23 protein-coding genes are annotated in these 26,282 nt (G+C 72.0%); 10 read left to right on the forward strand and 13 right to left on the reverse strand.

All coding sequences use genetic code 11. The features are described from left to right. Position 1: 1 nt before the first annotated feature. The 10 genes from AABA78_RS22765 to AABA78_RS22810 are packed head-to-tail and all read right to left on the reverse strand — an operon-like array spanning position 2 to position 9,456. Positions 2–862 carry a MerR family transcriptional regulator gene (locus AABA78_RS22765; protein WP_338265692.1) on the reverse strand — a complete coding sequence of 287 codons (861 nt, stop codon included), beginning with the start codon at positions 860–862 and terminating at the stop codon, positions 2–4. Further along, positions 859–1,536, reverse strand: coding sequence for a lysophospholipid acyltransferase family protein (locus AABA78_RS22770; protein WP_338265693.1), 678 nt, complete (start codon positions 1,534–1,536; stop codon positions 859–861). Before AABA78_RS22770 ends, AABA78_RS22765 begins: the two co-directional genes overlap by 4 nt. Next, on the reverse strand, positions 1,533–1,880 hold the full coding sequence (locus tag AABA78_RS22775; RefSeq protein WP_120560322.1) for a lycopene cyclase domain-containing protein: 348 nt from the start codon (positions 1,878–1,880) through the stop codon (positions 1,533–1,535). The genes AABA78_RS22770 and AABA78_RS22775 overlap by 4 nt, the downstream gene beginning before the upstream one ends. Further along, positions 1,877–2,260 (reverse strand): lycopene cyclase domain-containing protein, encoded by a 384-nt coding sequence (locus AABA78_RS22780; RefSeq protein ID WP_338265697.1) that lies wholly within the window; start codon positions 2,258–2,260, stop codon positions 1,877–1,879. Before AABA78_RS22780 ends, AABA78_RS22775 begins: the two co-directional genes overlap by 4 nt. Further along, positions 2,257–3,375, reverse strand: coding sequence for a glycosyltransferase (locus AABA78_RS22785; protein WP_338265698.1), 1,119 nt, complete (start codon positions 3,373–3,375; stop codon positions 2,257–2,259). Before AABA78_RS22785 ends, AABA78_RS22780 begins: the two co-directional genes overlap by 4 nt. Next, entirely contained in the window at positions 3,372–4,331 is a 960-nt protein-coding gene (locus AABA78_RS22790) for a carotenoid 1,2-hydratase family protein (RefSeq protein ID WP_338265701.1), read from the reverse strand. Before AABA78_RS22790 ends, AABA78_RS22785 begins: the two co-directional genes overlap by 4 nt. After that, complete coding sequence (locus tag AABA78_RS22795) at positions 4,328–5,779, reverse strand: phytoene desaturase family protein (protein ID WP_338265704.1); 1,452 nt, start codon at positions 5,777–5,779, stop codon at positions 4,328–4,330. Before AABA78_RS22795 ends, AABA78_RS22790 begins: the two co-directional genes overlap by 4 nt. Continuing rightward, positions 5,776–6,816, reverse strand: a complete 1,041-nt coding sequence (locus tag AABA78_RS22800; protein ID WP_338265706.1) for a phytoene/squalene synthase family protein — start codon at positions 6,814–6,816, stop codon at positions 5,776–5,778. Before AABA78_RS22800 ends, AABA78_RS22795 begins: the two co-directional genes overlap by 4 nt. Continuing rightward, positions 6,813–8,357, reverse strand: coding sequence for a phytoene desaturase family protein (locus tag AABA78_RS22805; protein WP_338265708.1), 1,545 nt, complete (start codon positions 8,355–8,357; stop codon positions 6,813–6,815). The genes AABA78_RS22800 and AABA78_RS22805 overlap by 4 nt, the downstream gene beginning before the upstream one ends. Before the next feature lie 10 nt (positions 8,358–8,367). Continuing rightward, positions 8,368–9,456 (reverse strand): polyprenyl synthetase family protein, encoded by a 1,089-nt coding sequence (locus AABA78_RS22810; protein WP_338265710.1) that lies wholly within the window; start codon positions 9,454–9,456, stop codon positions 8,368–8,370. A gap of 123 nt (positions 9,457–9,579) precedes the next feature. Here AABA78_RS22810 and AABA78_RS22815 point away from each other — a divergent pair, with 123 nt between their 5' ends. The 6 genes from AABA78_RS22815 (at position 9,580) to AABA78_RS22840 (ending at position 15,090) form a co-directional block, all read left to right on the forward strand. Continuing rightward, positions 9,580–10,143, forward strand: a complete 564-nt coding sequence (locus AABA78_RS22815) for a peroxiredoxin family protein (protein WP_338265711.1) — start codon at positions 9,580–9,582, stop codon at positions 10,141–10,143. Beyond that, positions 10,140–11,048 carry a TIGR01777 family oxidoreductase gene (locus tag AABA78_RS22820; protein WP_338265713.1) on the forward strand — a complete coding sequence of 303 codons (909 nt, stop codon included), beginning with the start codon at positions 10,140–10,142 and terminating at the stop codon, positions 11,046–11,048. Before AABA78_RS22815 ends, AABA78_RS22820 begins: the two co-directional genes overlap by 4 nt. A 94-nt stretch (positions 11,049–11,142) precedes the next feature. Continuing rightward, on the forward strand, positions 11,143–12,195 hold the full coding sequence (locus AABA78_RS22825) for an alpha/beta hydrolase-fold protein (RefSeq protein WP_338265714.1): 1,053 nt from the start codon (positions 11,143–11,145) through the stop codon (positions 12,193–12,195). Between the two features lie 259 nt (positions 12,196–12,454). Continuing rightward, positions 12,455–13,057 carry a hypothetical protein gene (locus tag AABA78_RS22830; RefSeq protein ID WP_338265716.1) on the forward strand — a complete coding sequence of 201 codons (603 nt, stop codon included), beginning with the start codon at positions 12,455–12,457 and terminating at the stop codon, positions 13,055–13,057. 109 nt (positions 13,058–13,166) lie between these two features. After that, the gene (locus AABA78_RS22835; RefSeq protein WP_338265717.1) at positions 13,167–14,426 is read left to right on the forward strand and encodes a metallophosphoesterase; all 1,260 of its coding nucleotides are present in this window, start codon (positions 13,167–13,169) and stop codon (positions 14,424–14,426) included. A 19-nt stretch (positions 14,427–14,445) separates the two neighbouring features. Further along, complete coding sequence (locus tag AABA78_RS22840; RefSeq protein WP_338265719.1) at positions 14,446–15,090, forward strand: TetR/AcrR family transcriptional regulator; 645 nt, start codon at positions 14,446–14,448, stop codon at positions 15,088–15,090. A 138-nt stretch (positions 15,091–15,228) separates the two neighbouring features. Here the strand turns inward: AABA78_RS22840 and AABA78_RS22845 are convergent, their stop codons facing one another. Further along, on the reverse strand, positions 15,229–19,737 hold the full coding sequence (locus AABA78_RS22845) for a thrombospondin type 3 repeat-containing protein (protein WP_338265721.1): 4,509 nt from the start codon (positions 19,735–19,737) through the stop codon (positions 15,229–15,231). Between the two features lie 238 nt (positions 19,738–19,975). Between AABA78_RS22845 and AABA78_RS22850 the strand changes: the two genes are divergently transcribed. The 3 genes from AABA78_RS22850 (at position 19,976) to AABA78_RS22860 (ending at position 23,140) form a co-directional block, all read left to right on the forward strand. Then, positions 19,976–21,583 (forward strand): serine/threonine-protein kinase, encoded by a 1,608-nt coding sequence (locus tag AABA78_RS22850; protein ID WP_338265722.1) that lies wholly within the window; start codon positions 19,976–19,978, stop codon positions 21,581–21,583. Between the two features lie 76 nt (positions 21,584–21,659). Next, complete coding sequence (locus AABA78_RS22855; protein WP_338265724.1) at positions 21,660–22,514, forward strand: ATP-grasp domain-containing protein; 855 nt, start codon at positions 21,660–21,662, stop codon at positions 22,512–22,514. An 89-nt stretch (positions 22,515–22,603) separates the two neighbouring features. Then, the gene (locus tag AABA78_RS22860; protein ID WP_338265726.1) at positions 22,604–23,140 is read left to right on the forward strand and encodes an FHA domain-containing protein; all 537 of its coding nucleotides are present in this window, start codon (positions 22,604–22,606) and stop codon (positions 23,138–23,140) included. 18 nt (positions 23,141–23,158) lie between these two features. Here the strand turns inward: AABA78_RS22860 and AABA78_RS22865 are convergent, their stop codons facing one another. Together AABA78_RS22865 and AABA78_RS22870 are read right to left on the reverse strand one after the other, a co-directional pair. After that, positions 23,159–23,881, reverse strand: a complete 723-nt coding sequence (locus tag AABA78_RS22865; RefSeq protein WP_338265728.1) for a tetratricopeptide repeat protein — start codon at positions 23,879–23,881, stop codon at positions 23,159–23,161. After that, positions 23,859–25,373 (reverse strand): serine/threonine protein kinase, encoded by a 1,515-nt coding sequence (locus AABA78_RS22870; protein ID WP_338265729.1) that lies wholly within the window; start codon positions 25,371–25,373, stop codon positions 23,859–23,861. The genes AABA78_RS22865 and AABA78_RS22870 overlap by 23 nt, the downstream gene beginning before the upstream one ends. 407 nt (positions 25,374–25,780) lie before the next feature. Between AABA78_RS22870 and AABA78_RS22875 the strand changes: the two genes are divergently transcribed. After that, positions 25,781–26,218 (forward strand): host attachment protein, encoded by a 438-nt coding sequence (locus tag AABA78_RS22875; protein WP_171413904.1) that lies wholly within the window; start codon positions 25,781–25,783, stop codon positions 26,216–26,218. The last annotated feature ends 64 nt before the right edge of the window (positions 26,219–26,282 follow it).

The following is a 26,282-nucleotide window of genomic DNA, read 5'->3' on the forward strand; positions in this document are numbered from 1 at the left end:
TTCAAGGTCGGTTCTGCGCGTTTCGCGCCTGTTGCCAGACCGCGATGAGTTCCTCCGCGGACTCCGCGTACTGCGCGCCCAGCGTGAACAGCGTCTTCAGGTGCTCGCGCGCGCCGGGTCCGCCTACCACCACCGGCACGGGCGCGCACGCATGCATCACTTCGGACAACACGGTGACGAAATCCTCCGCATCCCGCCGGCGGATGAACGACAGCGCCACCACGTCCGGGCGCAACTGCCTGCACGCCCCCTGAAGCGCCTCCGCGGGCGTGTCCGCGCCCAGCAGCGTCACCCGCCAGCCCCGCGCCTTGAGATGCACGCCCAGCGCCAGGAGCCCCCCCTCGTGGTGGTCCTTCGCCGGACAGGCGAGGAGCCCCCGAGGCCCGTCGCCCACGCGCTCCATCCCCGCCAGCAGCATGCGCAGCCGCTGCCGCACCAGCGCGGACGCCATGTGCTCGCGCGCCACGTCCAGGCGGGAGGTCATCTCCCGCAGCAGCGGGATGAGGACGGTGTCGCAATAGGCGGTCGCGTCCAGCCCCACCTGGGCCTCGGACAGGACCCCGTCCGCCCCTTCCGCGTCCAGCATCATCACCGCCGTCCAGAAGCGCTCCAGCCTCGGCGGCTCCGGCGGGAGGGTGCGCGCGGGTTCGTCGCGCACCTGGGCGATGGCCTCGCTCACCGAGAGGCCCTCCTCCATCAGCTTCGCCACCCGGCGGACGGCCTCCACCTCGTCGCGTGAATAGACGCGGTAGTTGTTCTCGCTGCGCTCCGGGCGCGGGAACCCGTAGCGGCGCTCCCAGGCGCGCAGCGTGGCCTCGCGGATGCCGGTGAGCCGGGCGATGGTGCGGATGCGCAGACTCATGGGCCCAGGCCTCGCGCGCGGTCCCAGCGCTCCGCCACGCCGCGCGCCCCCGCCACCTTCCGAGTGAAGCCCTCCAGGCCCGTCGCCTCGGACACCCGCCGCACCACCGACTCCAGGCCGCTCTGGAAGCGCGCGAGCGGCCCGGCCTCGTGCGGCGCGCCGACCTCCAGCAACACGTCCGGCCGCTCGTGTTCGAAGAAGGCGTAGCGGATGGCGATGGGCACGCACTCCGCCTTCGCGGCCCGGGCCAGCAGTTCCACGCCGCGCTCCAACTGGAGCGGGTGGACGCCGAAGGGCCGGTGCTCCCCTTCCGGAAAGACACACACCGCCGCGTTCGGCTTGCGCAAGAGCTCCTTCGCGTACCGCAGCGAGGACAAGGACGACATCGCGTCCTGCTTGCGGATGCTGAACGCGCCCATCTTCGTGTGGAAGGGGTAGCGGCGCAGGTTCTCCTCGTCCATGAGGCAGTAGCCGTCCCAGCCCGCCACCTGGCAGAGCTGGTGCAGCACGAAGCCGTCCCACCAGTTGCTGTGGTTCAGGTAGACGAGCCGGCCCACGCCGTCGGAGGGCAGCTCGCCGCGCACCCACAGGCCGCGGAACGTCGAGCGGACCTTCCACCCGATGTACCGGTCCACCGCCCACCCGAAGGGCCCACCCTTGGCCGCGCGGATCAAGACGCCCGCGCCTCCTTGAGCCGCAGGAGCGCCGTGAACAGCGCGAGTCCCAGCGACACCAGGATGCTGGTGATGAGGAAGAAGAGGATCTCCTCCAGCGGCACGGCGCCCACGTACACGCCCACGTGGCGTCCCTCGCCGAAGTTCCAGATGCCGGTGGAGATGGCCAGGTGGTCCGCGATGGACAGGTACACGCCCACGACCAGCGCGGGGGGCAGCACCGCGCGCAAGACCTCTCCCGCGCGGGCCTTGTAGTGGTTCACGAGCACCGCCAGCTGGATCGCGATCACAGGCAGCGTCCACGCCAGCAGGTGGATGAGGTACGCCCAGCGCGTTTCCATCATGGCGACACCTCGCGGGGTCCCAGGGTCCGCTCCGCGCGGACGGGCTTCTGCTCCCGCGACACGGCCTGGGGTTTCTTCGTCAGCACGCGCTCCAGCCGGTCGCGCGCCCACAGGCCCACGAGCAGGGTCTGGAGGCCGAAGAAGAGGTACTCCTCCAGCGGCAGGTAGCCCAGCTTCACGCCCCAGATGCGCTCCGGGTCGAAGCCCCACAGGCCCCACTTCACGGCCATGTTGTCCCACGGCGACGTGGCCGCGTAGACGACGACGAGCAGCATGGCCATGGGCGCCAGGCCCCGCCACGACAGCGTGCGGCGGTAGCGCACGAGCAGGAACAGGATGGGCAGCACGACGAAGATGCCCAGGAAGCGCGCGTAGGTCATCCCGGGCCTCCACTCCACCGCGGCGCCACCCGGCTCATGCGTCCCCCTGCCTCCAGCGCGTAGGTATGGCCGCGCCAGGTCACCCGTCCCTGCCGCGTCAGCGAGGCCGCGAAGGCCGCGAGCAGCAGCAATTCTCCCTGGACCCAGTCCGTCAGCGCGTGGCCCGAGTCCGCCTCCGCGGGCACGCGGCTCAGCGCGGCGAGGCGCAGCGACAGGAGCGTGCGCACGGCGACGAGGGCCGCCACCGCGAGCCACACGGCGGGCTCATGGAGCCACGCGGCCAGGAGCACCAGCGGCACGGTGGGCGTGAAGAGCAGCGGCACGGTGGGGTACAGGCCGGGCCGGTGGCTCGCGAGCACCTGCATCCAGCGCGTGAAGCGCTCCAGGGGCACGCGCCAGGACGTCCCGTTGGCCACGGGCACCCACGCGGGCGCGGGGCTCAGCGCCACGTCCAGGCCGCGCGCGTGCAGCCGCTTCGCCAGCTCCAGGTCCTCGCCGATGTGGTCCGACAGTCCGACCAGTTCCTCCACCGCGCGCGGTGAAAGCCCGAGCGCCTTGCCGCACACGGCCTGCGCGCCCGCGCTCATCGCATGCAGCGCGCGGAAGCTGTGGTGCGTGTAGCGCAGCAGTCCCGCCATGGCGCGGCCGGCCGCGTCCACCGCGCCCACGGGCGTGGGGGCCGCGGTGCTCAAGGCGGCGCCGGCCACCAGCGGAGAGGCGAGGCCCTCCACCAGCGCGCCCGTCACCGCCACGTCCGCGTCCACCGCGAGCACCACGCGTCCGCGCACGTCCAGCGTCTGCAGCGCGTAGAGCAGGTGGCCCACCTTGCGGTTGGGGCACACCGGGTCGCTCGGAAGCCAGCGCACGCCCTCCGCCAGCCGGGGCCGGTAGGGCGACAGCACCACCTGCTCCAGGGGGCCCGCGTAGTTGATGGGCAGCTCCAGGTTGTCCAGCTCCTGCGGCGTGGGCGCGTCCACGGGGCGCAGGAGCAGCACGGACGGCAGCGAGCCCGCGCCCGCGACGGGCGCACGGCGAGACAGCCGCGCCAGCGCCACCGCGCTGAAGCCCCCGGCCAGCGCCGCCCACCCGAGCGTGAAGAGGCCGAGCGCGTTCATGCCGTCCTCCCCACGCGCGTGCGGAAGTGCGCCATCCAGCGGATGAACGGGGAGTGGAAGCGGCGGAAGTCCGCCACCTCGCCCATCGTGTCCAGCGTGTCGCGCCTGGCCTCCAGCCGCGCGTAGAAGGGCGACGACTCCAGCAGGCGCGGCTCGCCCACCCCCTCGTTGCCCGCGTGCAGCCTCGCGGGGACCCGCAGCCCCCAGCCCGTCAGGCTCGTCGGACGCAGCTCCGGCTTCGGGCCGCGCTCGCACACCACGCCGTTGGGTCCCGCCATCATGCGCAGCGGCGCCACGCCGTCCGGCAGGTGGTAGTCCACCACCGTGTGGTTCGCGTGGTGCGTGCGCGCCCAGTGCCAGCCCGACAGCCGCGAGCCCAGCAGCTCCTGGCCGTGGTTCGTGTCGTGGTAGCCCAGGCCCTCGGCCTTGAGCCCCAGCGAGGACACGTCCAGCGTCGCCTCCGACCGCGGCGCCAGGGGCTGCCAGTAGTGCGGCAGGCCCGGCATGAGCTGCACCTCCGCGCCCCGCCCCGTCATCGGCCGCAACGTCAGGCTGGCGCGCACCGGGCGGCCCCACGGCGCCGTCCCGTCGTCCACGTCCATGCGCACCGTGCCGTCCACCGCGTGCGTCAACGTGGAGCGGCCGATGCGCAGGCGCCCCGGCCCCTGCAGCTCCACGCGCGGGTACTCGCTCAGCACCCACAACTTGCGCACACCCTGGTGGTACAGGGCGAAGTTCACCGCGCTGTACGCCAGCGGGTGCCCTCCGCGCCGCGCCGCCACCGAGTAGCGCGGCGAGAACAACGACCCCAGCATGAAGATGCACACCGCGCTGTACGGCCCGGCCGTCACGTCCGCGTAGAACCAGCGGTACGCCCCCGGGCTGTCCGGCAACGCAGGCAGCGCGCACGACTCCGCCGCGCCGGACAGGAGGCTCTGAGCGAGGACGGACTTCATGCGCCCTCCCGCAGGTGCGCGGACGCCAGCTGCGCCGCGAACCGGCCCGACAGCATCACCAGCGGCACCCCGCCGCCCGGATGCGTGCCGCCGCCCGCGAAGAACAGCCCCGGCGTGCCGCCCCGGATGCGCGGCCTGCGGAACGGGCCGAAGCGGCCGTGCGGCAGGAAGCCGTAGATGGAACCGCCCGGAGCCCCGCGCGCCGCCAGGTCCACCGGCGAGCGCTGCCCCACCACGCGCACCCGCCCCTTCAACGCCGGGTAGTGACGCATGAGCTTCTCGAACATCTGCTCGCGCACGCGCTCCGCACTGGACTCCCAGTCCCGGCGCGCCTGCTCCGCCCTGCCCTCCTCCAGCGGCATGGCCGGCGCGTTCACCATCACGAACAGCCCCGTGCGGCCCAGCGGCGCCATGCCCGGGTCCGTGGCGGACGGGTTGCAGACATACACCGTGGGGTCCGCGGCGAGCTGTCCTGTGAAGAGCTCATCGAACTCCTTGCGGTAGTCCCCGCCGAACATCACCGTGTGATGCGGGACCGACGGCCGGCCCTCCGCCTCCAGCAGCAGCACGAAGCCGGACAGCGACAGCGGCTCCGACTCGCGGCGCAGCGACGCCAGCGGATCCGCGTTCACCACCACGCTGTCGAACAGCTCGCCGGCCGGGTCCACGCGGTAGCCCCCGGAGACGCGCTCGAAGCGGGCGCGCGTGTCCAGGTGCACCGTCACGCCCAGCCGCCGCACCGCCTGCCCCAGCGCCTCCACCAGCGCGCCGATGCCGCCGCGCACGTGGTGCACGCCATACGCGTGCTCGATGTGCGGGATGAGCGCGAACGCCGCGCTGGACGCGTACGGAGAGCCGCCCGCGTAGGTGGCGAAGCGGCCCACGTACTGCCGCAGGTGGTGCGTCTGGAAGTGCTTCGCCGCCAGCGTGTGCAGCGTGTCCAGCTTCATCCCCGCCAGCATCGCGCCGATGCCCCGGCGGGCGACGCGCGCCATGAAGCCGGCCATGCCCTCGAAGGGGGCCTCCAGGTACGGCTCGCCCGCCGCGCGCCAGATGGCCGCGGCCTCCGCGTAGAAGGAGTGCACGCCCTTGCGCTCGATGGGGCGCAGCTCCGCGGCGCTCTCCGCCATGCGCTCCAGGTCCTTGTACGCCGTGAAGCCGCACCCGTCCGCGAAGTGGTAGGTGCACTGCGGCTCCAGCTCCGTGAACGGCGGCAGGAGGTCCAGCGCGCCCAGTTGCTCGAAGGTGCTGCGCACCAGCGCCGGCAACGTGAGCAGCGTGGGCCCCGTGTCCAGCGTGAGCCCCTCCACCGTCACCGCCTGCGCCTTGCCGCCCAGGGACGGACCGCCCTCGAACAGCGTCACCGCGTGGCCCTCCTTCGCCAGGAGGCCCGCGGCCGTCAGCCCGCCAATCCCGCCGCCAATCACCGCCACGCGCGACGCCTTCATCGCGGACCTCCCGTGCCCGTGGGCAACAGCGGCACCGGTGCGGGCGAAACCGGCAGCGCCAGCGGGGCCTCCGGCAACGCGGCCCGGGGCCGCAGGAAGACGGTCGCCGTCAGCGCCAGCTTGCGCCCCGTCGTCGTGTGCGCGCGGCCGCTGAACACGTCGTAATCCCGCGCCTCGATGTCGCGCAGGATGTCGCCGTAGATGGCGCCCATCAGCCGCACCATGCGCTGGCTGCCGAAGCCGGTGAGGTAGTGCACGCCCGCCGCCGCCCGCGCGTAGTAGGCCCGCGCGCGCTCGATTTGAAAGCGCATGAAGTCGCGCCACTTCGCGTCCACCCGGCCCGCGCGCAGGTCGTCCTCGGTGATGCCGAAGGCGCGCAGCTCCTCCGCAGGCAGGTACACCCGGCCGCGCTCCAGGTCCTCGCGCACGTCGCGCAGGATGTTGGTGAGCTGCATCGCGCGGCCCAGGTCCGCCGCCGGCTCCACCGCGCGAGCGTCCTCGCAGCCCAGCACCGGCGTCAGCATCAACCCGACCACACCCGCGACCCGGTAGCAGTAGAGGTCCAGCTCCTCCCAGGTGTCGTAGCGCTGCTTCGTCAGGTCCATCTCCATGCCGGAGATGAGGTCCTGGAAGGGCTGCTCGGGGATGCGGTAGTGGTGGATGGTGTGGCGCAGCGCCGCGAACTCGCTCGGGTCCCACGGCGACGGCGCGTCCGCGGAGGGCTGGCGCGCGGACGGCGGGCCCAGCTCCTGGGACGCCAGCTCCGGCAGCGACAGGTACACCTCCGCCACGCGCTCGCGCGCCCGGGCCAGCCGCGTCGCCAGGGACATGGGCGCTTCGCCCGGCAGCGCGCTCTCGCCCGCGTCCACCAGGTCGTCCAGCCGCCGGCAGAAGGCATACAGCGCGAAGGCCGCCTTCCGCCGCTGGCCGAAGAGGAGGTACGACGCGAAGAAGAAGCTCTTGGCGTGGTGGCGCGTGACGACCCGCGCGCGCTGGTAGCCCCGGGCGATGAGCTCCGGAGAAGCGGTGCCGCTCATGCCGCCACCTCCACCGCCGCCGGGGCGCCCTCGCGCGGCGACAGCGCCACGCCCTGCTGGTGAGCCCACGCCATCAGCCGCTCGGTGACGAGCCGCGCGGAGATGAGCACCGTGGGCAGGCCCGTGCCCGGCTGCGTGGAGGCTCCCACGAAGAAGAGGTTCTTCACGCGAGGGTCCACGTTGGCCGGACGGAAGGGTCCAATCTGGAAGAAGTTCTGCGCCAGCCCGAACGCGCTGCCGCGCGCCAGGTTGTACGTGCCCGCCCAGTCATCCGGGGTGAAGACGCGCTCCACCTCGATGTCCGCCTCCAGGTCCGGGTAGCCCAGCTCCGCCAGACGCTGGAACACCTTCGCGCGCACCTTCGGGCCCTCCACCTTCCAGTCCAGGTTCGGGTGCTGGTGCGGCACCGGCACCAGCACGTAGAGCGAGTCCTTCCCCTCCGGCCCCAGCGAGGGGTCCGTGCGCGTGGGCACGTTGACGTAGAAGCTGGGGTCCTCCGGCACGCGGAAGCGCTGGAAGATGTCGTCGAAGGAGCCCGCGTAGTCCCGGCCGAACATCACGTTGTGATGCAAGAGGCCCGGCACCCGCTTCTTCATGCCCAGGTAGAGCATGTAGCCGCTGGAGGTGAAGCGAAGCTTCTCCCCGCGCTTGAACGGCGCGTCCTTCGGGTCGAGCAGCTTCTCGTACGCGTACGGCAGGTCCGCGTTGCACAGGACGGCATCCGCGGCCACCACCTCACCGCCGACGAGCCGCACGCCCGTGGTGCGGCCGCCTTCGGTGAGGATGCGCTCCACCGGACGGCCGTAGTGCAGCGTCACGCCCTCCTCGCGCGCCAGCCGCTCCAGCGCGAGGGGAATGGCGTACAGCCCGCCCTTGGGGAACCAGATGCCCACGCCCAATTCGGTGAAGGGCAAGAGGCCATACACCGCGGGCGACTCGAAGGGGGACACGCCCAGGTACATGGTCTGGAACGTCATCGCCGCGCGCAGCCGGTCGTCCTGGAAGTAGCGGCTGACGTCCGCGTACATGCGGCGGTGCGCGCGCGCCTTGAAGATCTTGGCCAGCACCCCGGGGGAGAAGTAGTCGCGCACGCCGTTGAAGTTGCGGCCCACGAAGTGGTCCAGGCTGATGCGGTACTGGTCGCGCCCCTGCGCCATGAAGGCCAGGTAGCGCTGGAAGCTGCCGGGCTCCACGCGCTCCAGCTCGCGGCCCATGGTGCAAAGCTCGGACGTGAAGGTGACGTCGGAGCCGTCCCGGAAGTGCACCCGGTAGTTCGGGTCGCAGCGGATGAGCGTGAGGTAGTCCTCGATGCGGCGGCCCAGCGCGCGGAAGGTCTCCTCGAACACCTCCGGCATCAACACGATGGTGGGGCCCACGTCCCAGGTGAACCCGTCCACCTGGAGCTGGTTGCACCGGCCGCCGGGGCCGTGCGTCTTCTCGAAGACCTGGACGTCGAAGCCCTGCCGCGCGAGCCTCGCCGCCGCGGCCAGACCTCCCACCCCCGCGCCCACCACCACCACCCGCTTGCCTTGTGCGCTCATGACGGTGTCCTCAGGAAGCGCGACGCGCGAGCCGGCTGATGAGGGCGTCCAGCAGATCCCTCATGCCATGGGGGTTGGGCAACGCCTGCAGGCTCCGCCGCGCCGCGCGCGACGCCCGCTCCACCGCGCGCTCGCACGCCGCACGGCCACCGAAGTGCTCCACCAGCTCCCGGGCGCGCGCGAGCGCCGCTTCGTCCTTGCACTCCACCGGCAGCGCCCACAGCCGCTCCAGCTCCTCGCGGCCCTCGGGCGTGGCGCGCACATACGCGGCCACCACCGGGAAGGTGCGCTTGGCCTGCGTGAAGTCGCCGTCGGACGCCTTGCCCGCCACGGACGCGTCGCCGTACAGGCCGATGAGGTCGTCGCGCAGCTGGTACGCGAGCCCCACCGAGCGCCCCACCCGCTCCAGGCCCTGCTGGAGCAGCGGATCCGCGCCGCCCAGCATCGCGCCGCACACCAGCGGAGCGCAGAAGCCGTAGCGCGCCGTCTTGAGGTGCGCCACGCGCAGCGTCTGGAAGAGCGTCACCTCCGCCAGCGGCACGCGCGCCAGGTCCAGGTCCAGGTACTGCCCGGCCGCCGTGTGCCGGCACACGCCCAGGTAGTAGCGCGCCACGCGCGACGCGCCCGGCATGCCCGACTCCAGCATCGCCTCCAGCGAGCGCGCGAAGAGGTGGTCCCCCATCACCACGGCCAGGTCTTCCCCCGGACGGCCCGGGGCCAGCATCCGGTGCAGCACCTGCCCGCCCCGGCGCAGCTCCGCCTGGTCCGCCACGTCGTCGTGGATGAGCAGGAACGTGTGCAGCAGCTCCAGCCCGGCGGCGAAGCGCCACAGCCCCGGCGGCACCGCGGTGCTCCCGCGCGCCAGCCCGTGCCCCGCCAGCACCAGCGCGGGCCTCAGCCGCTTCGCCGGCCGCAGCGCGTAGGCCCGCGTCTGCGCCTGCGCCTGTGTCCAACGTGCGTCCAGGCCTTGTTCGTCCGGCAGCTCGAACAGCTGGGTGAGCGCGGCCTCCACCTGTGCCTGCACGAGCTGCAGCCAGGCTTGCTCGGGGTATGCGGCTCCGGCGGAGGTCTGCTGCACGTTGGGAAGCAGGGTGGCCATACAGCGGATCTCCGAAGGCGGGAGCACGGCAGCAGCCTTTCCACCTAGAGGTAGCGTTTGCGTACAGAGATTGTCAAGGCTATGTCTAAGGTTTGCAAAAACCTTGTACACGGGAGGCTCCCGATGAAGGCATGGATCACAGGTGCGTTGACGGTGACCCTGGCGGCGGGGAGCGCGAGCGGCGCCCCTCCGGATCCGGAGCCGGTGGACGCGACGTTAAGCACCTCCAAGGGAGAGCGCGTCCAGCTGGCCCGCTGGCGTGGGAAACCCGTCATCCTCTTCTACGAGGACAAGGACTCCACGACACTCAACGCCCCCTTGAAGGCGGAGCTGTTCGCCCGGGGACGGGAGCGGGGCCTGCTCCAGAGCGCCTTCGTGGTCGCGGTCGCCAACCTGGAGAAGTACGACTTCTTCCCAGCCCGGGAGATTGCCCTGTCGTACGTGCGCGACGAGGAGAAGAAGGCCGGCGTGCCCATCCTGGTGGACCTGAAGGGCACCCTGGGCCTGGCGCCATGGAAGCTGCCCACCAAGACGTCCACGGTGATGCTGCTGGACGCGGAGGGCACGCCCGTCTTCCGGCACTCCGGCCGCATGAAGCCGGAGGAACAGGACCGCTTCTTCACCGTCCTGAGCCAGCTGGTGGGCCAGGACCTGACCGCCGAGCGGGAACCGGAGGCCCACCCGTGAGGGTGACCTGTACGGGCGCCACCGGCTTCCTCGGTCCAGGTCTTGTCCAGGGTTTGTTGGAGGCTGGTCACACGGTGCACGTGCTCAGCCGGAACGTGGAACACGCGCTCGGCCGGCTGCCCTCCGGGGTGACGGGCTCCTACTTCGACGGCAGCACGCCGCTGTCGCCGGACGCGCTCGCGGGGGCGGAGGGGGTGGTGCACCTGGCCGGGGAGCCGGTGGACCAACGTTGGACACACGAGGCCAAGCACCGCATCCACGCCAGCCGCGTGGAGGGCACGCGCGTGCTGGTGGAGGCGATGAAGCAGGCCGGCTGCGTGCGGCACTTCGTCTGCGCGTCGGCGGTGGGCTTCTACGGCGGCGCGCGCGCGGGGCGGACGCTGACGGAGGAGGACGCGCCCGGGGACGACTTCCTCGCCCACGTGTGCCAGGGCTGGGAGGCGGAGGCCCTGCGCGCGGAAGGAGCGGGCATCCGCACGGTGCGGCTGCGCATCGGCGTGGTGCTGCACCCGGCGGGCGGCGTGCTGCACCGGATGCTGCCGGTGTTCCGCATGGGCGCGGGCGCGAAGGTGGGCAACGGCCACCAGTACGTCAGCTGGGTGCACCGCGAGGACCTCTTCGGGCTGATCCGCTTCGCGCTGGAGCACCCCACGCTGTCCGGCCCGGTGAACGCCACGTCGCCGGAGCCCGTCACCAACGCGGCCTTCGCGCACACGCTGGGCGCGGTGCTGGACCGGCCCGCGGCGCTGACGGTGCCGGGGCTGGTCCTCAAGGCGCGCTTCGGGGAGATGGCGCGCGTGGCGCTGGAGGGCCAGCGGGTGATGCCCCAGCGCGCGCTGGAGGCGGGCTTCCAGTTCCGTTACCCGGAGCTCACTGGAGCGCTGCGCGACCTGCTGTCCTCCTGAGCCGGAGCCTCCCGTCCGCGATGTCGGCGGGTGGACGGGGACGGTGCGCCGGGTCCCGGGCTCGCGCGCACGGTGCGTACAGTGCGCGCCACGCATGGACGACACCCGGACGCTGGAAGCCCGCGCGCGCAAAGAGGGCACGCCGCTCATCGACGGAGACACCGCCACCTTCGTGTGGAAGGGATCCCGCCCCGTCTTCCTCCAGGGGGACTTCCAGGACTGGCGCGGCACGCCGCTGCCCCTGGAGCGCGTGGGCAAGGGGCTGTGGGCGCGCTCGCTGGCGCTGCCCGAGGACGCCTACGTCGAGTACGCGCTCCAGGACGCGAAGGGCCGCCGCGTGCGCGACGTCCTCAACCCGCGCCGCTCCGACAACGGCTTCGGCGGCTTCAACCACTGCTTCTGGATGCCGAAGGGTGAAGCCACGCCGCTGGGCCGGCGCATCCGGAACGTGCCGAAGGGCCGCGTGACGCGCCACCAGTTGGAGACGCACGAGTGGGCCGTGGGCAGCAAGCGCGCGGTGGCCCTCTACGCGCCGCCCGTGAAGGGCCCCGTGCCGCTCATGGTGGTGCTGGACGGCGACGACTACCTCAAGCGCGTGCAGCTGCCCACGCTGGTGGAGAACCTGGTCGCCGCGGGCCGCATGCGCCCGGTGGCCATGGCCTTCGTGTCCAACGGCGGTCCCGCCCGCACCACCGAGTACGCGTGCAGCGAGGCCACCGTGGCCTTCCTGGCGCAGCGCGTGCTGCCGCTGGCCCGCGAGCACCTGTCGCTGGTGGACGAGCAGCGCACGCCGGGCGCGCACGCGGTGCTGGGCTCGTCCCTGGGCGGGCTGATGGCGCTCTACGCTGGACAGCGCCTGCCGCGCGTCTTCGGCCGCGTGCTGTCCCAGTCCGGCGCCTTCTCCATCGAGGGCACCGACATGGTCGTCTTCGACCTGGCCCGGCGCACGAACCAGCCGCCCCTGCACGTCTGGCTGGACTGCGGCCGCTTCGAGGGGCTCCAGGACGGCAACCAGCGCCTGCTGCCCGTCCTCGACGCCACGGGCCACCGCGTCACGTACCGACCCTACAGCGGGGGCCATAATTACCCCGCGTGGCAGACCAGCCTCCCGGCCGGCCTGGAAGAAATCTTCTCGCCCGCCGGGTGACGCGGCGCGGCGAAGGGCCGGATTTCCGTCCGGGATGAAAGTCCCATGGATTCAAGGGCTTGGCCCGGGAGGAAGGCGGCCAAGGCTGGATGATCCAGGATTGGGCGGGGGATTTGACGCGGCAGGCGGGCAGCCGGGCGGGGGTTGTGGACCGCCAGGCCACGCAACCTGGGGGAAGGCAGATCCGATAACGGATGTAGGTGCGCAACCCGGCGCGAGTACCGCGACGGGCCCCTTCCCCCGCTCCTGGAGTCCCCTCATGTCTCGCGTCGATGGTGGCAACCGCCCGTCCCTTCCCCCGAAGCGCTCGGAGTTCGAGCGGTCCGAGCGAAGCGACGCCACGCGCGACGGCAAGCCGGGGACCGCCCAGGGCCGCACGCCCGCCAACGCCAACGTGCGCTCGTTCCAGGGCCGCAGCGACTTCGAGCCCTCGCGCCCCGCCCCTGCCCGCCCCACGCCCCCGCAGACGCCAGCCGTGAAGGCCCCGCCCTCGCCGGCGGAGGCGGAGTCCATCGCCCAGGCGGACATGGAGCTGGGGCTCCTGGCGGAGTTCCCGGACGCGGACGCACAGAGCGGCATCGCGTCCGCCATGCTGCACGCGCACTCGGACGCGCCCGCGTCGCAGAACCGCATCGTGGAGCGGCTGAAGCAGGACGGCCGCCTGGAGACGCTCTTCGGCGAGGTGTTCCGCGAGGACAACCCGTACGTGGAGCAGCCGCACAAGAACGCCATCGTGCGAGCGCTCGACACCGCGCTCTCCCGCGGCACGGTCACGGGTGACGACCTGCGCGCCTTCTCCCGCGGCACCTACGCGCAGGAGTGGCAGCAGATTGGCGCCGCGCTGGGTGACGCCCGGAAGTAGCCGGCGGCCCGGCCCCGGGCTCCGAGCTCCGGTGCCCCCCCACCGCTTCACGCTTCTTCACGCGCATGCCGGTTGCGCCGGAACGCGTGCGCGCCAGGATGGGCCTCCCATGGTGGAAAGCCCGTTGCGCATCATCCTGTTCATCCTCCTCGTCAGCGTCGCGTCGGTCCTGGTCCACGTCTACCTGTACCGGCGCCTCTTCCGCGACACGTCCACGAACCGGACCTGGCGCACCGCCGGCAAGGTGCTGCTGACGGCGCTGTGCCTGCCGCTGCTGCTGTCCTGGGTGGTGACGCGCGTGGTGCCCTCCGCGTTCATCGTCGCTGTGGCCGCGTGGACGTGGATGGGCGTGGCCGTGTACCTGCTGCTCGCGCTGGCGCTGCTGGGCGCGGTGCGCCAGGCTGTGGCGCGCGCGCGGGGCCCCCGGGCCGTCGTCGCGCCGCTCGCCATGGCCGCGCCGGCCCCCGCCGCGTCGCCGTCCCTGGCGGACCTAGCCGTCACCGTGCCGCCCCCGTCTCCCGCCGCGCCGCCGGTGGACGAAGACCGGCGCCGGTTCCTCGCGAGGGCCACCGCGGGGGGCGCGGTGCTCGCGGCTGGCGGCCTCACGGGCTACGGCATGTGGAGCGCGTTCCATCCGCCCGTGGTCAACGAGGTCGCGGTGCGGCTGCCCGGCCTGCCCAAATCGATGGACGGCTTCACCATCGTCCACATGAGCGACATCCACGTGGGCCCCGTCATCCAGCGGCGCTTCATGGACGAGCTGGTGCGGCGGGCCAACGCGCTCAAGCCGGACCTCGTCGCCATCACCGGCGACCTGGTGGACGGCACGGTGCCCGACCTGCGCCACTCCGTCGCCGCGCTCCAGAACCTCCAGGCCCGGGCGGGCACGCACTTCATCACCGGCAACCACGAGTACTACTGGAACGCGAGCACCTGGGCGGACGCGCTCACCGGCCTGGGCGTCACCGTGTTGCGCAACCGCCACGTGACCGTGGGCGACGCGGGCGGCGCGTTCGACCTGGTGGGCGTGGACGACTGGTCCATGCGCAATGGCCCCAAGGGCTACAACCTGGACGCCGCGCTCGCGGGCAGGGACCCCGGCCGCGCGGCCGTGCTGCTCGCGCACCAGCCCTCCAACTGGGACGTGGCCGCGAAGGCGGGCATGGGGCTGCAACTGTCCGGGCACACCCACGGTGGACAGTTCTTCCCGTTCACCATCGCCGTCTCCGCCATCTGGAAGCACGACGCCGGCCTCTTCCAGCAGGGCGACAGCTCCCTCTACGTCAGCCGCGGCACCGGCTTCTGGGGCCCGCCCCTGCGCGTCGCCGCGCCATCCGAAATCGTTAAGGTGACGCTCCTGGCGGTGTGAGGTGTAGATTTACCCGTAAATGGGCAAGGAACCAGCGAAGCGCGAAATCAAACAGGAGCGGGCCGCGCGAACGCGGGTCGAAATCCTGGAGGCCGCCATCACGTTGTTCGCCCGGCGGGGCTACCTGTCGACGACGATGTCGGACCTGGCGAAGGCCATCCGGATGACGCCCGGCGCGCTGTACTGGCACTTCCCCACCAAGGAAGACCTGCTGCTGGCGGCCATCGAGGAGCTGCACAACCGCTACCTGATGGAGTTCGCGCCGCTGCTCGCCGAGCGCCGCGTCCTGTCCGGCCGGGAGCAGTTGGTGTTCGTCGTCTCGCGCACGTCACAGTTCCTGCGCTACCACCGCGAGTACGGCATCTTCTTCGGGATGCTGTCCGCGGAGTCCGCGGAGTCCAACGACCGCGTGGCGGAGGCGCTGCGCGAGAAGATCTCCCTCTACGTGGCGGTGCTGGCGGGGATGATCCGCTACGGCCAGAAGCGGCAGGAGTTCCGCCAGGAGGTGGACCCGCTGCACATGGCCCACACGATGATGGGGGGCTACCTGGGCATCCTCCTGCACCACAACCTGTTCCGCTCCGCCGTGAGCTACGACCCGCTGATGGCGTCGTTGGATCAGATCCTCTCCGGCGGCCTCCACGTGCGCGGCCCCCTGGGCTGACGCGCTGAAGCCACCGGGCCAGGCGGCCCGGAACGAAAGACGCCCGGCCCCCCGCGTGAGGGACCGGGCGTTTTCATTTCCAGCAGGAGCCTTCAGCCCCCCGCTCCCCGGTGAGGGGAGCGGGGCGTGGAGCCGGGACTACGGCTGCTCGACGGGGCTCTGCGAGTTCTGCGGCTGACGCTCGGCGCGGGGCAGGAAGTCCGACGCGTTGTTGTCGGTGTCGGAGCCGTTGCCCGCGAGCTCATCCTCGCCGCCCACGCCCATGGTCGCGGCGGTGGACGTCGTCCGGGCCTTGCGCTCGATGCTGCCACCCTTGCCCGCGGGCGCGGGAGCCGCGGCGCCTTCCACCACGGTGCGGCCGTTGCCGAAGCCCACGGTGTCCACCACGCCCGTGAGGACCGAGGGATCCACCGTCACCTCCGCCGTGCCCAGGCGGACGTTGCCCGTGTTGCCGGAGATGTCCGTGCCGCCCCACTTGTGGTCCGCGGGGACCGTCGACGTGGAGTAGGTGTCGGCCGCGACCAGGTAGTAGCCGTGGGCCTTGATGGTCGCGCCAGGCAGCGTGGCCAGCACCGTGTAGTTCGTCGTCGTGCTGGTGGTGCTCGCCGTGCGGTAGAGCAGCTTCCAGCCGGTGATGTTCACCTCGGCGTCCGTCGGGTTGTACAGCTCGATGTAGTCGTCCGCGTTGACGGTGAGACCCTGGCCGGAGATCTCACTGATGACGACGTGACCCTGGGGCGCGGCCACGGTGACGGCCGCCTGCTTCGTCACGCCCGCGTAGGTGGCGGTGAGCTGGCCGCTGCCGGTCGCCGCTGGAGCGGTGAAGGTCACCGTGGCGGTCTTCTGGCCCTCCGGCACGGTCACCGTCGAAGCCGACAGCGAACCCAGCGACGCAGGCGTGAGCGCCAGGTCGACGGTCGCGCCGCCCGCCGAAGCCGCGCGGTCCAGCGTCACCGTGAACACCTGCGTCTTGCCCGTGGTCACCGTCACCACGGCCGGCGTGACGCTGGCGAGCTTCGCGGGCGGAGGCAGCACGGTCAGCGACGCCGAGCGCGTGATGCCGTTGAGCGAGGCGGACACCGTGCCCATCCCCTCCCCATCCGCGTCGGCGGTGAACGTCACCGTCGCCGTCGTCTCACCCGCGGCCACCGTCACCGACGTGGCGGACAGCGCGCCGAAGGCCGTGGCCGGAGGGGCCAGCGCCAGCAGCACCTGCACGGGCGCCGTCGGAGCGGACTCCAGCGTCACCGTGAACACCTGCTGCGCGCCCGCGTTCACCGTGGCGGTGGACGGGGTGATGGACGCCAGCCGGGGCACGTCCGTGATGACGTTCACCGTGGCGCTCAGCGTGCCCAGCGTCACCGTGCCGGAGCCGGTGCTGGCCTCGTCCACGGTCAGGTCGAACGTGGCCGTCAGCGCGTCCGTCGTCACGGCCCGGGCCGTGATGGTGCCGAAGCCCGCCGGCGTGACGTCCAGGGCCAGCGTGGTGCCCGCGGGCACCGGCCGGTCGAACGTCACGGTGAAGCGCGCCGTGCCGCCCGGAGCCACGCCCACCGTCGCCGGGGTGAGGTCCGTGGCGGTGGCCGCCTCGCTCTCCCCCAGCACGCGCAGCGTGGCCTTCTGGGAGGACGAGCCCAGCGTCGCGGTGAGCTCCACCGCGGCCGCCGCCACCTTCGCCTCCAGCGCCACCGTCGCGCTCGTCTGGCCGGCGGGAATCACGACCTGCCCGTTCTTCGCGCTCAGCGCCGCCGCGTCACCCGACGTGATGCTCACGGTGACGTCCACCGGGTAGGCGTTCGCCATCGTCACCGTCAAGGGCTGGGGAATGGCCTGGGTGCCGCCCACGCGCACGAAGCCGCCGGACGTGAACGCCGTCAGCGCCGGCAGCGGCGGCAGCGGGATGACCATGTCGGCCGCGCTCCGGGGCAGCAGCTTGTGATTGCTGAAGCCGAACGTGAGCACGCCGCGCAGCGCGGTGTACTCCTTGCCCAGCACCTGCGTGGGGTAGCTGAAGGCCTGGTCATCCACCATGAGGCCCGTGGACGCCGGGTCGCCGGCCTTGTTCTCGTCCACGATGAACTCGCGGTTGGTGTTCTCCAGGCGGGTGGTGAAGACATCGCGGACCTCCACCAGCGCGCCCTCCAGCGCCGCCGCCTTCGGGCCGCCCGTGCGGATGGCCTCCGTGCGCACCACCACCGGGGCCGGCAGCGGGTTGGCCGCGCTGTTCTTCGTCACCTTCGCGTCCGTCACCTCCAGCAGGCCGAAGTAGTCCTTCAGCGTGCCCTCCACGCGGATGTTGTCACCGACCGCCACCTCCGCCTTGGCGTTGAAGATGAAGAGGCCGGAGTTCTCCGCGTTCTTGCCCGCCGGGTAGTGCGCCACCTGCACCCAGTAGCCGCGGTCCGCCTTCGCATCCACCGCCGTCACCACCACGTCGTCCACCGCGATCTTCGAGTTCACCAGCGACAGGCCGGAGCGGGGCGTCGTCTTGACGTCGTAGACGGTGGTGGGGCACGCGGCGCCAGCGGGGTTGGCCACCGGGCACGGGTCGCATACGTCACCCACGCCGTCGTTGTCCGCGTCCTTCTGGTCCACGTTGGGGACGAGCGGGCAGTTGTCCTTGGGGGCCGTGATGCCGTCGTAGTCGAAGTCGGACGGGTCCTCGGCCGAGCACGTGGCCGCGTCCGCCGGGCAGCCGTCGCACACGTCGCCCTTGCCGTCGCCGTCGGTGTCCTTCTGGTCCGCGTTGGCCACGAACGGGCAGTTGTCCTTCCAGGTGGCCACGCCGTCGTGGTCGTCGTCGTCGCCGCGGAAGGCCACGCACGCGGTGCTGCCCGCCTCCAGGGGGCACGGGTCGCACGCGTCACCCATGCCGTCGCCGTCCGTGTCCAGCTGCCGCCCGTTGTCCATGGGGCGCACGGGGTTGAAGATGGTGGGGCAGTTGTCGGTGGCGTCCGCGATGCCGTCCGCGTCCGCGTCCTCCGCGCTCGCCACGCCCGAATAGACGGTGGAGCCGTTGACGGCGGCCACCGGGAAGGTGGTGTTCACCGCCTTGCGCTCGGGCTCGCACGTGGGCTCGTTGGCCGGGGTGCCGCACGCGAACAGCGGGTAGAGGCCCTGGGTGTCCTGGGAGCCCTGGAACTCCGCCAGCGTCTTGCCAATCTCCGACTTCACGCACGCGGCCTTCTGGGTGCCGCACACGTCCAGCGCGTCGCAGGTGTCCGTGCCCTTGAGGCCGTCCACCAGCGCCTGGTCGCCGTAGAGCGGCTTGCCGCCGCGCACCGTCAGCACCACGTCCTGTGGCTGCGCGGCGATGACCGCGCGGAACGGCGACGCGGCGTTCGTGCCCACGCGGAAGATGGCCAGGTCCGCCATCTTGCCCGGCGCGATGCGGCCCACGCGCTCATACACGTCCACCGCGTCCGCGGCGCTGCCCGTCACCATGCGCCACAGGTCCTCGTCGGTGAAGGTCTTGGCGTAGCGCGTGGTGTTGAGGTGGTCCGCGCACGCCAGCTCGCGCAGGATGTTCATGGAGCCGGAGCGGATCCAGTCCGTGCCCAGGGCGATGGACACGCCCATCCGCTTGAAGGTCGTCACCATCGCGGTGTCGCCGTACAGCGAGATGTTGGAGCGCGGCGACCAGACCAGGCCCGTGCCGTGCGCCGCCATCTCCGAAATCTCCCGGGCGGTGAGGCCCACGCCGTGGATGATGGACGAGCGCGGGTACAGCACGTTGCCCGAGCCCGTGGACAGGCAGCGGAACTCGTTCTGCGCCGTGGCCGCGATGCCCTCCGCGACGTGCGGCAGGTACGCGGACGTGCGCGAGGTGATGGTCGCGGAGGACGGGAACGACGAGTAGGAGCAGCTGTCCGTCAGCGTGGTGCCGCTGCTGTCACCCAGCGGGAAGGTGTCCGAGTCCGCGTACGGCTCCGACAGCCCCTCCTGCTGCGCGGCGGCGGACACGTCCAGGTTGCGCAGCAGGCCCAGCTGCCCGCCCGCGCCCGCGATGGAGGTGGTGCCCGCCATCACCTGCCGCAGCTCCGACCAGCGGATCGCGTCCGCCTTGGAGTTGGACGGGTTGTTCAGCCGGGTGTGCTTGTTGTTGCCCGTGCGCCAGTCGTGGCGGTGCTCGTAGCGCTCCGTGCTGGTGCTGGCCTGGGGCGCGCCCGGGTAGGTGATGTGGTCGTGCGGGTTGATGAGGCCCGGGGAGATGACGCCCGTGGGGCACGTCACCACCGTGGCCTCCGCGGCGCCCGCCGCCTGCGAGCAGTCACACGCCGCGCAGGTGATGACGCCCTGGGCGTCCACCAGCACCTGGCCGCCCGTCAGCGTCTCGCCGTCCTTGAGCACGATGCCGATGAAGAGCTTGCCCGCCGTGCCCGCCTTCGTCACCTCGCAGGTGGCGCCGTTCGCCAGCGGCGCGGGAGGGGTGGCCCAACACTGCCCGCTCTGGGTGGGGGTGACGGTACAGTTCGCCTCGCACCCGTCGCCGCTCGTGGCGTTGCCGTCATCGCACTGCTCGGCGCCTTCCTTCTTGCCGTCACCGCAGACCACCTTGGGAACTTCTGGATCATCGGATCCACAGGCACTGCCCAACAACAGGACCGCGCCCAGGGCGGCCAGCAATAGACGGGGGGAGCTGCGCATGAAGCCTCCTGCCCGAAGGCAGTGCCGTGAAGGAAGAGCCGGTGTGGCGTGAAAACCCCCCGGGCCTCGCACGTGGCGTAGGACGGGGGTGCAACATTTCAGCGATACCTGACCCGTGAAGTCCACTTCGTGGGGTTCCAAGGGCCTTCCATGTGCCTCAAGGTGTGGTAGGAGCGCACCCAACGTGTGGGGGAGCAGGCGGATGACGCGTCCTGCCACGTTCTAGAGTGGGGGGGACATGATCACCCGGAATCCATCCAGCACCGTGTCGCGCTTCCTGGACGCGCACCTGCGCCGCGACGCGCAGACGCGCGAACTGTCGGTGGCGCGCTTCATGAGCATCCTGTCCGCCATCTGCGTGGTGGTGGCCGCGGCGCTCGGCCCCGCGATGGGCTGGGACCTGACGTTCGCGTTGATGGGGCTGTCGGCGGTGCTGTCGGGCTACTACGCGTGCATGTGGTGGGTCTTGCGCTCCGGCGCGTTCCACCCGGCCATCCCGTGGCTCAACGTGTTCATCGAGGTGAGCATCCCGGCGGTGGTGCTCACGTTCGACCTGCGCTACCAGGGCCCGGTCTACGCGCTCACCGCGCCCACGCTGGTCATCTGGGGCACGCTGGTGACGCTGGCGGGCCTGCGCAGCAACCCGCGCCTGGGGCTGGCCGCGGGCGCGCTGGTGGCGGCGGAGTACCTGGCGCTCTACTTCGGCTTCGTGCGGCCGCTGTTGCCGGACCAGCCGCTGGTGACGCTGGGGCCGCTGTTCATCTGCGTGCGCGCGTTCTTCTTCGTGGCCACGGGGGCGCTGACGGCGACGCTGGCGCGGCACTTCCTGGAGCGCACGAGGAGCGCGCTCGCGGCGCTGCGCGAGCAGGAGGTCATGGGCAAGTACGTACTACACGAGCGGCTGGGCGCCGGCGGCATGGCGGAGGTGTACCGGGCCACGTACTCGCCGGAGGGCGGCTTCGAGAAGCAGGTGGCCTTGAAGCGCATCCTGCCGTCGTACGCGGACGACGCGGCCTTCGTGACGATGTTCCGGCGCGAGGCGGAGCTGTGCTCGTCGCTCTACCACCCCAACATCGTCCAGGTGTTCGACCTGGGCCGCCACGGCGGCACGTACTTCCTGGCCATGGAGTACGTGGACGGCCTGCCCCTGAGCGCGCTGCTCAAGCCGCGCAACCGCCGGCCGCTGCCCGTGTCCGCCGCGACGTTCCTGGCCGCGGAGCTGGCGTCCGCGCTGGACTACCTGCACCGCCGCACCAGCGCGGACGGCGTCCCGCTGCGGCTGGTCCACCGCGACCTGAACCCGCCCAACATCCTGGTGTCGCGCATCGGCGAGGTGAAGCTGTCGGACTTCGGCATCGCGCGCGACGCGGTCCGCGCCCACCTCACGGTGGCCGGCAGCGTGCGCGGCAAGCTGGGCTACATGGCGCCGGAGCAGGCCATGGGCCGCGACATCGACGGACGGGCGGACCTCTTCGCCCTGGGGCTCACGCTGCACGAGGCCCTCACCGGCCAGCGCGCGCTGAGCGGCCACTCGGAGGAGGTGCTGCTGCGCGCGGCGGTGGACCAGGAGGTCGTCCCGCCCTCGCAGCTCAACCCCGCGGTGCCGCTGGCGCTGGACCTCATCGTCATGTCGCTCCTGCAGAAGGACCCGGAGCGGCGCACGCCCAACGGCGCGGCGCTGCGTCAGCAGCTGCTGGCGCTGGACGGTCCCGCGGCCCCCTACCCCCACGGTCAGGCGGAGCTGGCGCGGGTGGCGCGAGAGACGAAGACGCTGGCGGAGCAGCTGACCGTGGACACGGTGGAGACGCTGTCCGTGGGGAAGCCGCCCGTGGTGCGCTCGGCCTGACGCGGGGCTTCAGCTGCGCGGGACGCGGGAGCGCGCTAGAACGCGGCGCGTTTCCCTCCGCCTGGAGCCCTCCGCCTTGGACATCGCCGTCATCACCTACGCCGGACTGCCGCAGCTCCATCCGCTGGACGCGCCGCTGGTGCCCGCGCTGAACGCGCTGGGCCTGGACGCACGGCCGGTCCTCTGGGACGACCCTTCCGTGGACTGGAGCCGCGTCCGCGCGGTGGTGGTGCGCAACGCCTGGGACAGCCACCTGCGCCGCGAGGAGTTCCTCGCCTGGGCGGACCGCGTGGGAAGCGTCACGCGGCTGTTCAACCCGGCGGACGTGCTCCGGTGGAACACGCACAAGGGCTATTTGAAGACGCTGGAGGCGCGCGGCCTGCCCCTGACGCCCACGGTCTGGGTGCCACCGGGCGGGACGCTGGACGTGGCGGCGACGGCGCGCGAGCGCGGCTGGGACGCGGTGGTGCTCAAGCCGGCGGTGGCCGCGGGCGGGCTCAAGGTCTTCATCCTCCGGCGCGAGCAGTGGGACGACGCGAGCGCGAAGGTGGCGGAGCTGGCGAAGGAGGGGGACGTGATGGTGCAGCCCTACCTGCGCGCCTTCGAGACGGAGGGTGAGCGCTCGTACATCTTCTTCAACGGCGTCTTCAGCCACGCGGTGCGCCGTCCGCCCACGCTGTCCACCGCGCCCCGGGGCTTCGCGGAGCCGCACGGCTTCACGCCGGGTGACGCGGCGGAGCAGCAGGTGGCGCACGACGTGATGGAGGCGTCCGGGGGCGCTCGGCTGCTGTACGCGCGCGTGGACGTGGCCACGGACAACGCGGGGCGCACCCGGCTGCAGGAGGTGGAGGTGACGGAGCCGTGCCTCTTCCTGCCCATGGACGCGGGCGCGCCGGAGCGGATGGCGAGGGCGGTGGTCGCCCGGTTGTAGTCAGGGGCCCGACCCATTCGCCCACTCGTGGACACCTGGGAGGCCGTCAGGGCGACGCGGATGCGGCGGATGGGGTTATGACGGGAGATATGCGAGCCCTGTTGCTCTCGCTGCTCATCCGGCAGCACATGGCACTCCAGGAGAAGTTCAACGCCAAGTACCCGCACGCGTGGCTGGTGTGGGAGGCGGGCGCGTGGAACGTCCCCGAGGAGCAGAACGTGGCGGCCACGCGGCTGCCCATGATGGACCTGCGCGACTGCCTGCCCGCGGGCGACGCGCTGTGCTTCGAGCTGATGGGGGTGGCGGACCGAGGCCCCCTCAAGCTGGGGCGCGCGTCGCTCAACACCTTCGTGGTCAACGACGCCACGGTGTCGCGCGAGCAGTTCGCCCTGCACCCCACGCCGGAAGGCGGCTGGAAGGTGGAGCGGCTGGCGCAGTCCCGGCCGGTGACGGTGAACGGCGAGCCGCTGGAGGCCGAGCGGCCCCGCCTGCTGAGCACGGGCGACGAGCTGAAGGTGGGCGACGTGCGCCTCACCTTCCACGACGCCCCGTCGTTCCACGCGCGCATCGGCCGCATCGCCGCGCAGGTGCTGGCCCAGGCCGCCACACCGCCGCCACCGCGCTGACGCCCGCCGGGGCGGCGCCTACCGCCCCACGGTGCCGAGCGTCGTGTCCCGGGGGTTCGGCGCCGTGGCCATCCACACGGCGCCGCCCGCGAGCAGCGCCACCGCGCCCGCCCCCGCCCAGACGTACCAGCGGCGCGTCCACGGCTTGGACGCAGGGGCCTCCGTCTTCACGGACGCGTCCGGCACCTGCAGGGCCAGGGCCTCGGAGGCCCCGTTCTTCTCCGGCGCGGCGGCGGGGCTCACCGCGAGCCTCGCCTCGTTGGCGCGGGCCTCCGCCAGCGCGGCCTGCTCCCTGGCCCGCTGCAGGTCGCGGTCCCGCGCGAAGCGCTCGCGCTCCCGGCGCTGCTCCTCCTGGACGCGCGCCTTCGTGTCCATCTCCGCGATGAGCTCGCGCACCACGTCCGCGTTGGCCGGCTCTTCCTGCGACAGCGCCAGGTAGCGCCGGTAGAAGAAGGCCGCGCGCGACGGGTTGTTCAGCTGCCGGTGGCACTGCGCGATGTTGAAGAGGAACGCGGGCAGCGGCTTGAGGCGGTACGCCTCGCTGAAGGCCTTGAGCGACCGGTCGAACTCCCCCAGGTCGTACGCCAGGTTGCCCTCGGAGAACCGCTCCCGCGCCGCGTCCTCCACCCCCGCGGTGACCGTCGCGTCCTGCGCCGCCACCGCCGCCGGCAACGGCGTCCCCAGCGCGAGCACGAGCCCCAGGCTCAGCGCCCTGGGCTCACTGCGACGAGAACGGATCAATGACCGCATCCCTGCTTCCTCCCTTGCGGCCCGGCGCACGCGCGGGGGCACGGCGCGGCCCCGCGCTCGCCTTCACGAGCGGCACGGTCAACTCCGCGGCGGCGGCACCCTGCTTCAAATCCACCGCCCGCTCCAGCGGAACGTAGCCCGCGAGTTCGACGCGCAACTGTGGCGGCACCGCCTGCCGGGTCAGCGCCTTCGTCAGCGGCGTGGTGCCCAGCTCCTCGCCCGTGTCCACGCGGACCACCTTCGCGCCCGGCGGCGACGAGTGCACCGTCAGCGTCACCGCGTCCATCGCGCCCGCCACCGGCGTCTCCGGAGCGGACGCCACCGCCACCGGAGCCTGCTCCGCCTGGGAGGCGCGCATCGAGTGCAGCCCCGTCCACGTGGTGATGCCGGACACCAGCGCGAGCGCCACCAGCCCCGCCGACACCTGGAGCCGCCGGTCGCGCAGCATGCCCGGCACCTTCATGCGCAGGGTGGGCCGCTCCGCCTCCTCCACCAGCGCCTCCATGCGCGGCGCCCCGGCCGGCGACGTGGGCATCAGCAGGAGCGACGTGGTGACCTCCGCCAGTTGCTGCGGCCGGGCCTCCGGCTCCTTCGCCAGGCAGCGCATCACCAGCTCCGCCAGCTCCTGCGGCACCCGCTCGCCCGACGGCAGGTGCGACGGCAGGGGCGGCGGCGGCTGGGTGATGATCTGCACCACCAGCTGCCCGAAGGCCGACGCCTGGAACGGCGGGTGGCCGGAGAGCATCTCGTAGAGGATGTTGCCCACCGCGTAGATGTCCGCGCGCGCGTCCACCGGCAGGCCCGCGGCCTGCTCCGGCGCCATGTACGCCGGCGTGCCGATGATGGTGCCGTCCAGCGTGCCCGTGAGGCTCACGCCCGTCTGCGTGGTGATGAGCTTCGCGACGCCGAAGTCCAGCACCTTCACGAAGTCCTGCTGCCCGGAGCGGTGCGTGACGAAGAGGTTGTCCGGCTTGATGTCCCGGTGCACCACGCCCACCTGGTGGGCCGCGCCCAGCGCCGCGCACACCTGCACGCCCATGCGCTGCACGCGCTCCAGCGTCAGCCCCTCCTCCTTCAGGAGCGACGCCAGGCTCTGCCCGCGAAGCAGCTCCATCACGCAGTAGACGTGCCCGTCGGGGGACTCGTCCACGAAGTCGAAGACCTCCACGATGTGCTCGTGGTTGATCTGATTGACGGTGCGCGCCTCCTGGAAGAAGCGCTGCACGAACGAGCTGTCCCGCGCGTGCTCCGGCTTGAGCACCTTGAGCGCCACCTGGCGCCCCAGCCGCACGTGCCGCGCCTGGAAGACCCGCCCCATGCTGCCTTCGCCCAGCAGCTTCTCCAGCTGGTAGTTCCCCAGCACCGTGCCCTCCTGGACCTCCTGTCCAGGTGGCGACATCACGGCCGGCATCCCGCCACTGTCGGTCACGGCATCACCCGAGTCAGACAGCACGGTGTGAGCGAGGAGGTCGTCGGTGCCCATGGGGGGATCAGGTTTCCATGGCGGAGCGACCCTGCAACCCACGGGAGGGCATCTATCGTGCGAGAGACGGAAAAACTTTCGGCACGTGACGATTCAACCGCCGTGCGCCACGTGGACAGGTGGCATGTGCGGCGTTCGCGCACCTTCTGTCCACGGACATTGAAATACTTCTCCATACAGCCCACTCCCGTCCTGTTCCCCCGGCGCAGGATGGTCGCTGCTCGGATGCGGTTGGTCAACGTGGGAGGAGGTCGTCAGGCACCGGGGGACAGGCGGAGTGTTCCCGGTCCGGAAGGGGGCGGCGGACAGGTTGCCTGGCCTCCGCGCGGCAGGGAGCCGGCTCGCTGGGGGAAGCTTGCCGGGGGCCGGGGGGGTCCGCACTCCTCAAGAGACAAGGAGGCGTGAAGATGGCGGACAAGAGGCTCTGGATCCTGGTGGCCAACGCGAGTCGCGCCCGGCTCTTCGCCACGGATGCGAAGGCGGAGAAGTGGGACCTCATCGAGCAGTTCCAGCATGACGAGAGCCGGGCCAAGCCCGTCGACCTGTTCAATCAGCCGGACAACCCCAACGCGGGCACGCTGCACGGCCCGGTGCCGGAGAACGACCCGAACGGCCGCCGGCAGCTGGAGCACGAGCGCTTCGCACGCGAGCTGTCCGGGCGCCTGGACCGGGGCGTGGATTCCCACGCGTTCGACCAGGTGGTCATCGCGGCGCCGCCGGGGTTCCTGGGGCTGCTCCGGGGCCTGCTGAGCACGCGCGTGAAGCAGCGGGTGCGGCTGGACCTGGACGCGGACTACTCCAACCTGCCCGCGAGGGACCTGCCTGACCGGGTGCCTGTGTTGTAGGCGGCCGGTCGGCCGGGGGGTTCACGGCCCGGGTTCTGGTATAGGAATCCGGGTCCTCTCCTTC

This window comes from Corallococcus caeni (genome assembly GCF_036245865.1).
GTDB lineage: Bacteria > Myxococcota > Myxococcia > Myxococcales > Myxococcaceae > Corallococcus > Corallococcus caeni.

What these genes read in the sequence shown, in the direction of transcription:
- AABA78_RS22765 (WP_338265692.1), bottom strand. Translation starts at nt 862, where the DNA reads ATGAGTCTGCGCATCCGCACCATCGCCCGGCTCACCGGCATCCGCGAG.
- AABA78_RS22775 (WP_120560322.1), bottom strand. Translation starts at nt 1,880, where the DNA reads ATGATGGAAACGCGCTGGGCGTACCTCATCCACCTGCTGGCGTGGACG.
- AABA78_RS22780 (WP_338265697.1), bottom strand. Translation starts at nt 2,260, where the DNA reads ATGACCTACGCGCGCTTCCTGGGCATCTTCGTCGTGCTGCCCATCCTG.
- AABA78_RS22785 (WP_338265698.1), bottom strand. Translation starts at nt 3,375, where the DNA reads ATGAACGCGCTCGGCCTCTTCACGCTCGGGTGGGCGGCGCTGGCCGGG.
- AABA78_RS22790 (WP_338265701.1), bottom strand. Translation starts at nt 4,331, where the DNA reads ATGAAGTCCGTCCTCGCTCAGAGCCTCCTGTCCGGCGCGGCGGAGTCG.
- AABA78_RS22795 (WP_338265704.1), bottom strand. Translation starts at nt 5,779, where the DNA reads ATGAAGGCGTCGCGCGTGGCGGTGATTGGCGGCGGGATTGGCGGGCTG.
- AABA78_RS22800 (WP_338265706.1), bottom strand. Translation starts at nt 6,816, where the DNA reads ATGAGCGGCACCGCTTCTCCGGAGCTCATCGCCCGGGGCTACCAGCGC.
- AABA78_RS22805 (WP_338265708.1), bottom strand. Translation starts at nt 8,357, where the DNA reads ATGAGCGCACAAGGCAAGCGGGTGGTGGTGGTGGGCGCGGGGGTGGGA.
- AABA78_RS22810 (WP_338265710.1), bottom strand. Translation starts at nt 9,456, where the DNA reads ATGGCCACCCTGCTTCCCAACGTGCAGCAGACCTCCGCCGGAGCCGCA.
- AABA78_RS22815 (WP_338265711.1), top strand. Translation starts at nt 9,580, where the DNA reads ATGAAGGCATGGATCACAGGTGCGTTGACGGTGACCCTGGCGGCGGGG.
- AABA78_RS22825 (WP_338265714.1), top strand. Translation starts at nt 11,143, where the DNA reads ATGGACGACACCCGGACGCTGGAAGCCCGCGCGCGCAAAGAGGGCACG.
- AABA78_RS22830 (WP_338265716.1), top strand. Translation starts at nt 12,455, where the DNA reads ATGTCTCGCGTCGATGGTGGCAACCGCCCGTCCCTTCCCCCGAAGCGC.
- AABA78_RS22835 (WP_338265717.1), top strand. Translation starts at nt 13,167, where the DNA reads ATGGTGGAAAGCCCGTTGCGCATCATCCTGTTCATCCTCCTCGTCAGC.
- AABA78_RS22840 (WP_338265719.1), top strand. Translation starts at nt 14,446, where the DNA reads ATGGGCAAGGAACCAGCGAAGCGCGAAATCAAACAGGAGCGGGCCGCG.
- AABA78_RS22845 (WP_338265721.1), bottom strand. Translation starts at nt 19,737, where the DNA reads ATGCGCAGCTCCCCCCGTCTATTGCTGGCCGCCCTGGGCGCGGTCCTG.
- AABA78_RS22850 (WP_338265722.1), top strand. Translation starts at nt 19,976, where the DNA reads ATGATCACCCGGAATCCATCCAGCACCGTGTCGCGCTTCCTGGACGCG.
- AABA78_RS22860 (WP_338265726.1), top strand. Translation starts at nt 22,604, where the DNA reads ATGCGAGCCCTGTTGCTCTCGCTGCTCATCCGGCAGCACATGGCACTC.
- AABA78_RS22870 (WP_338265729.1), bottom strand. Translation starts at nt 25,373, where the DNA reads ATGGGCACCGACGACCTCCTCGCTCACACCGTGCTGTCTGACTCGGGT.
- AABA78_RS22875 (WP_171413904.1), top strand. Translation starts at nt 25,781, where the DNA reads ATGGCGGACAAGAGGCTCTGGATCCTGGTGGCCAACGCGAGTCGCGCC.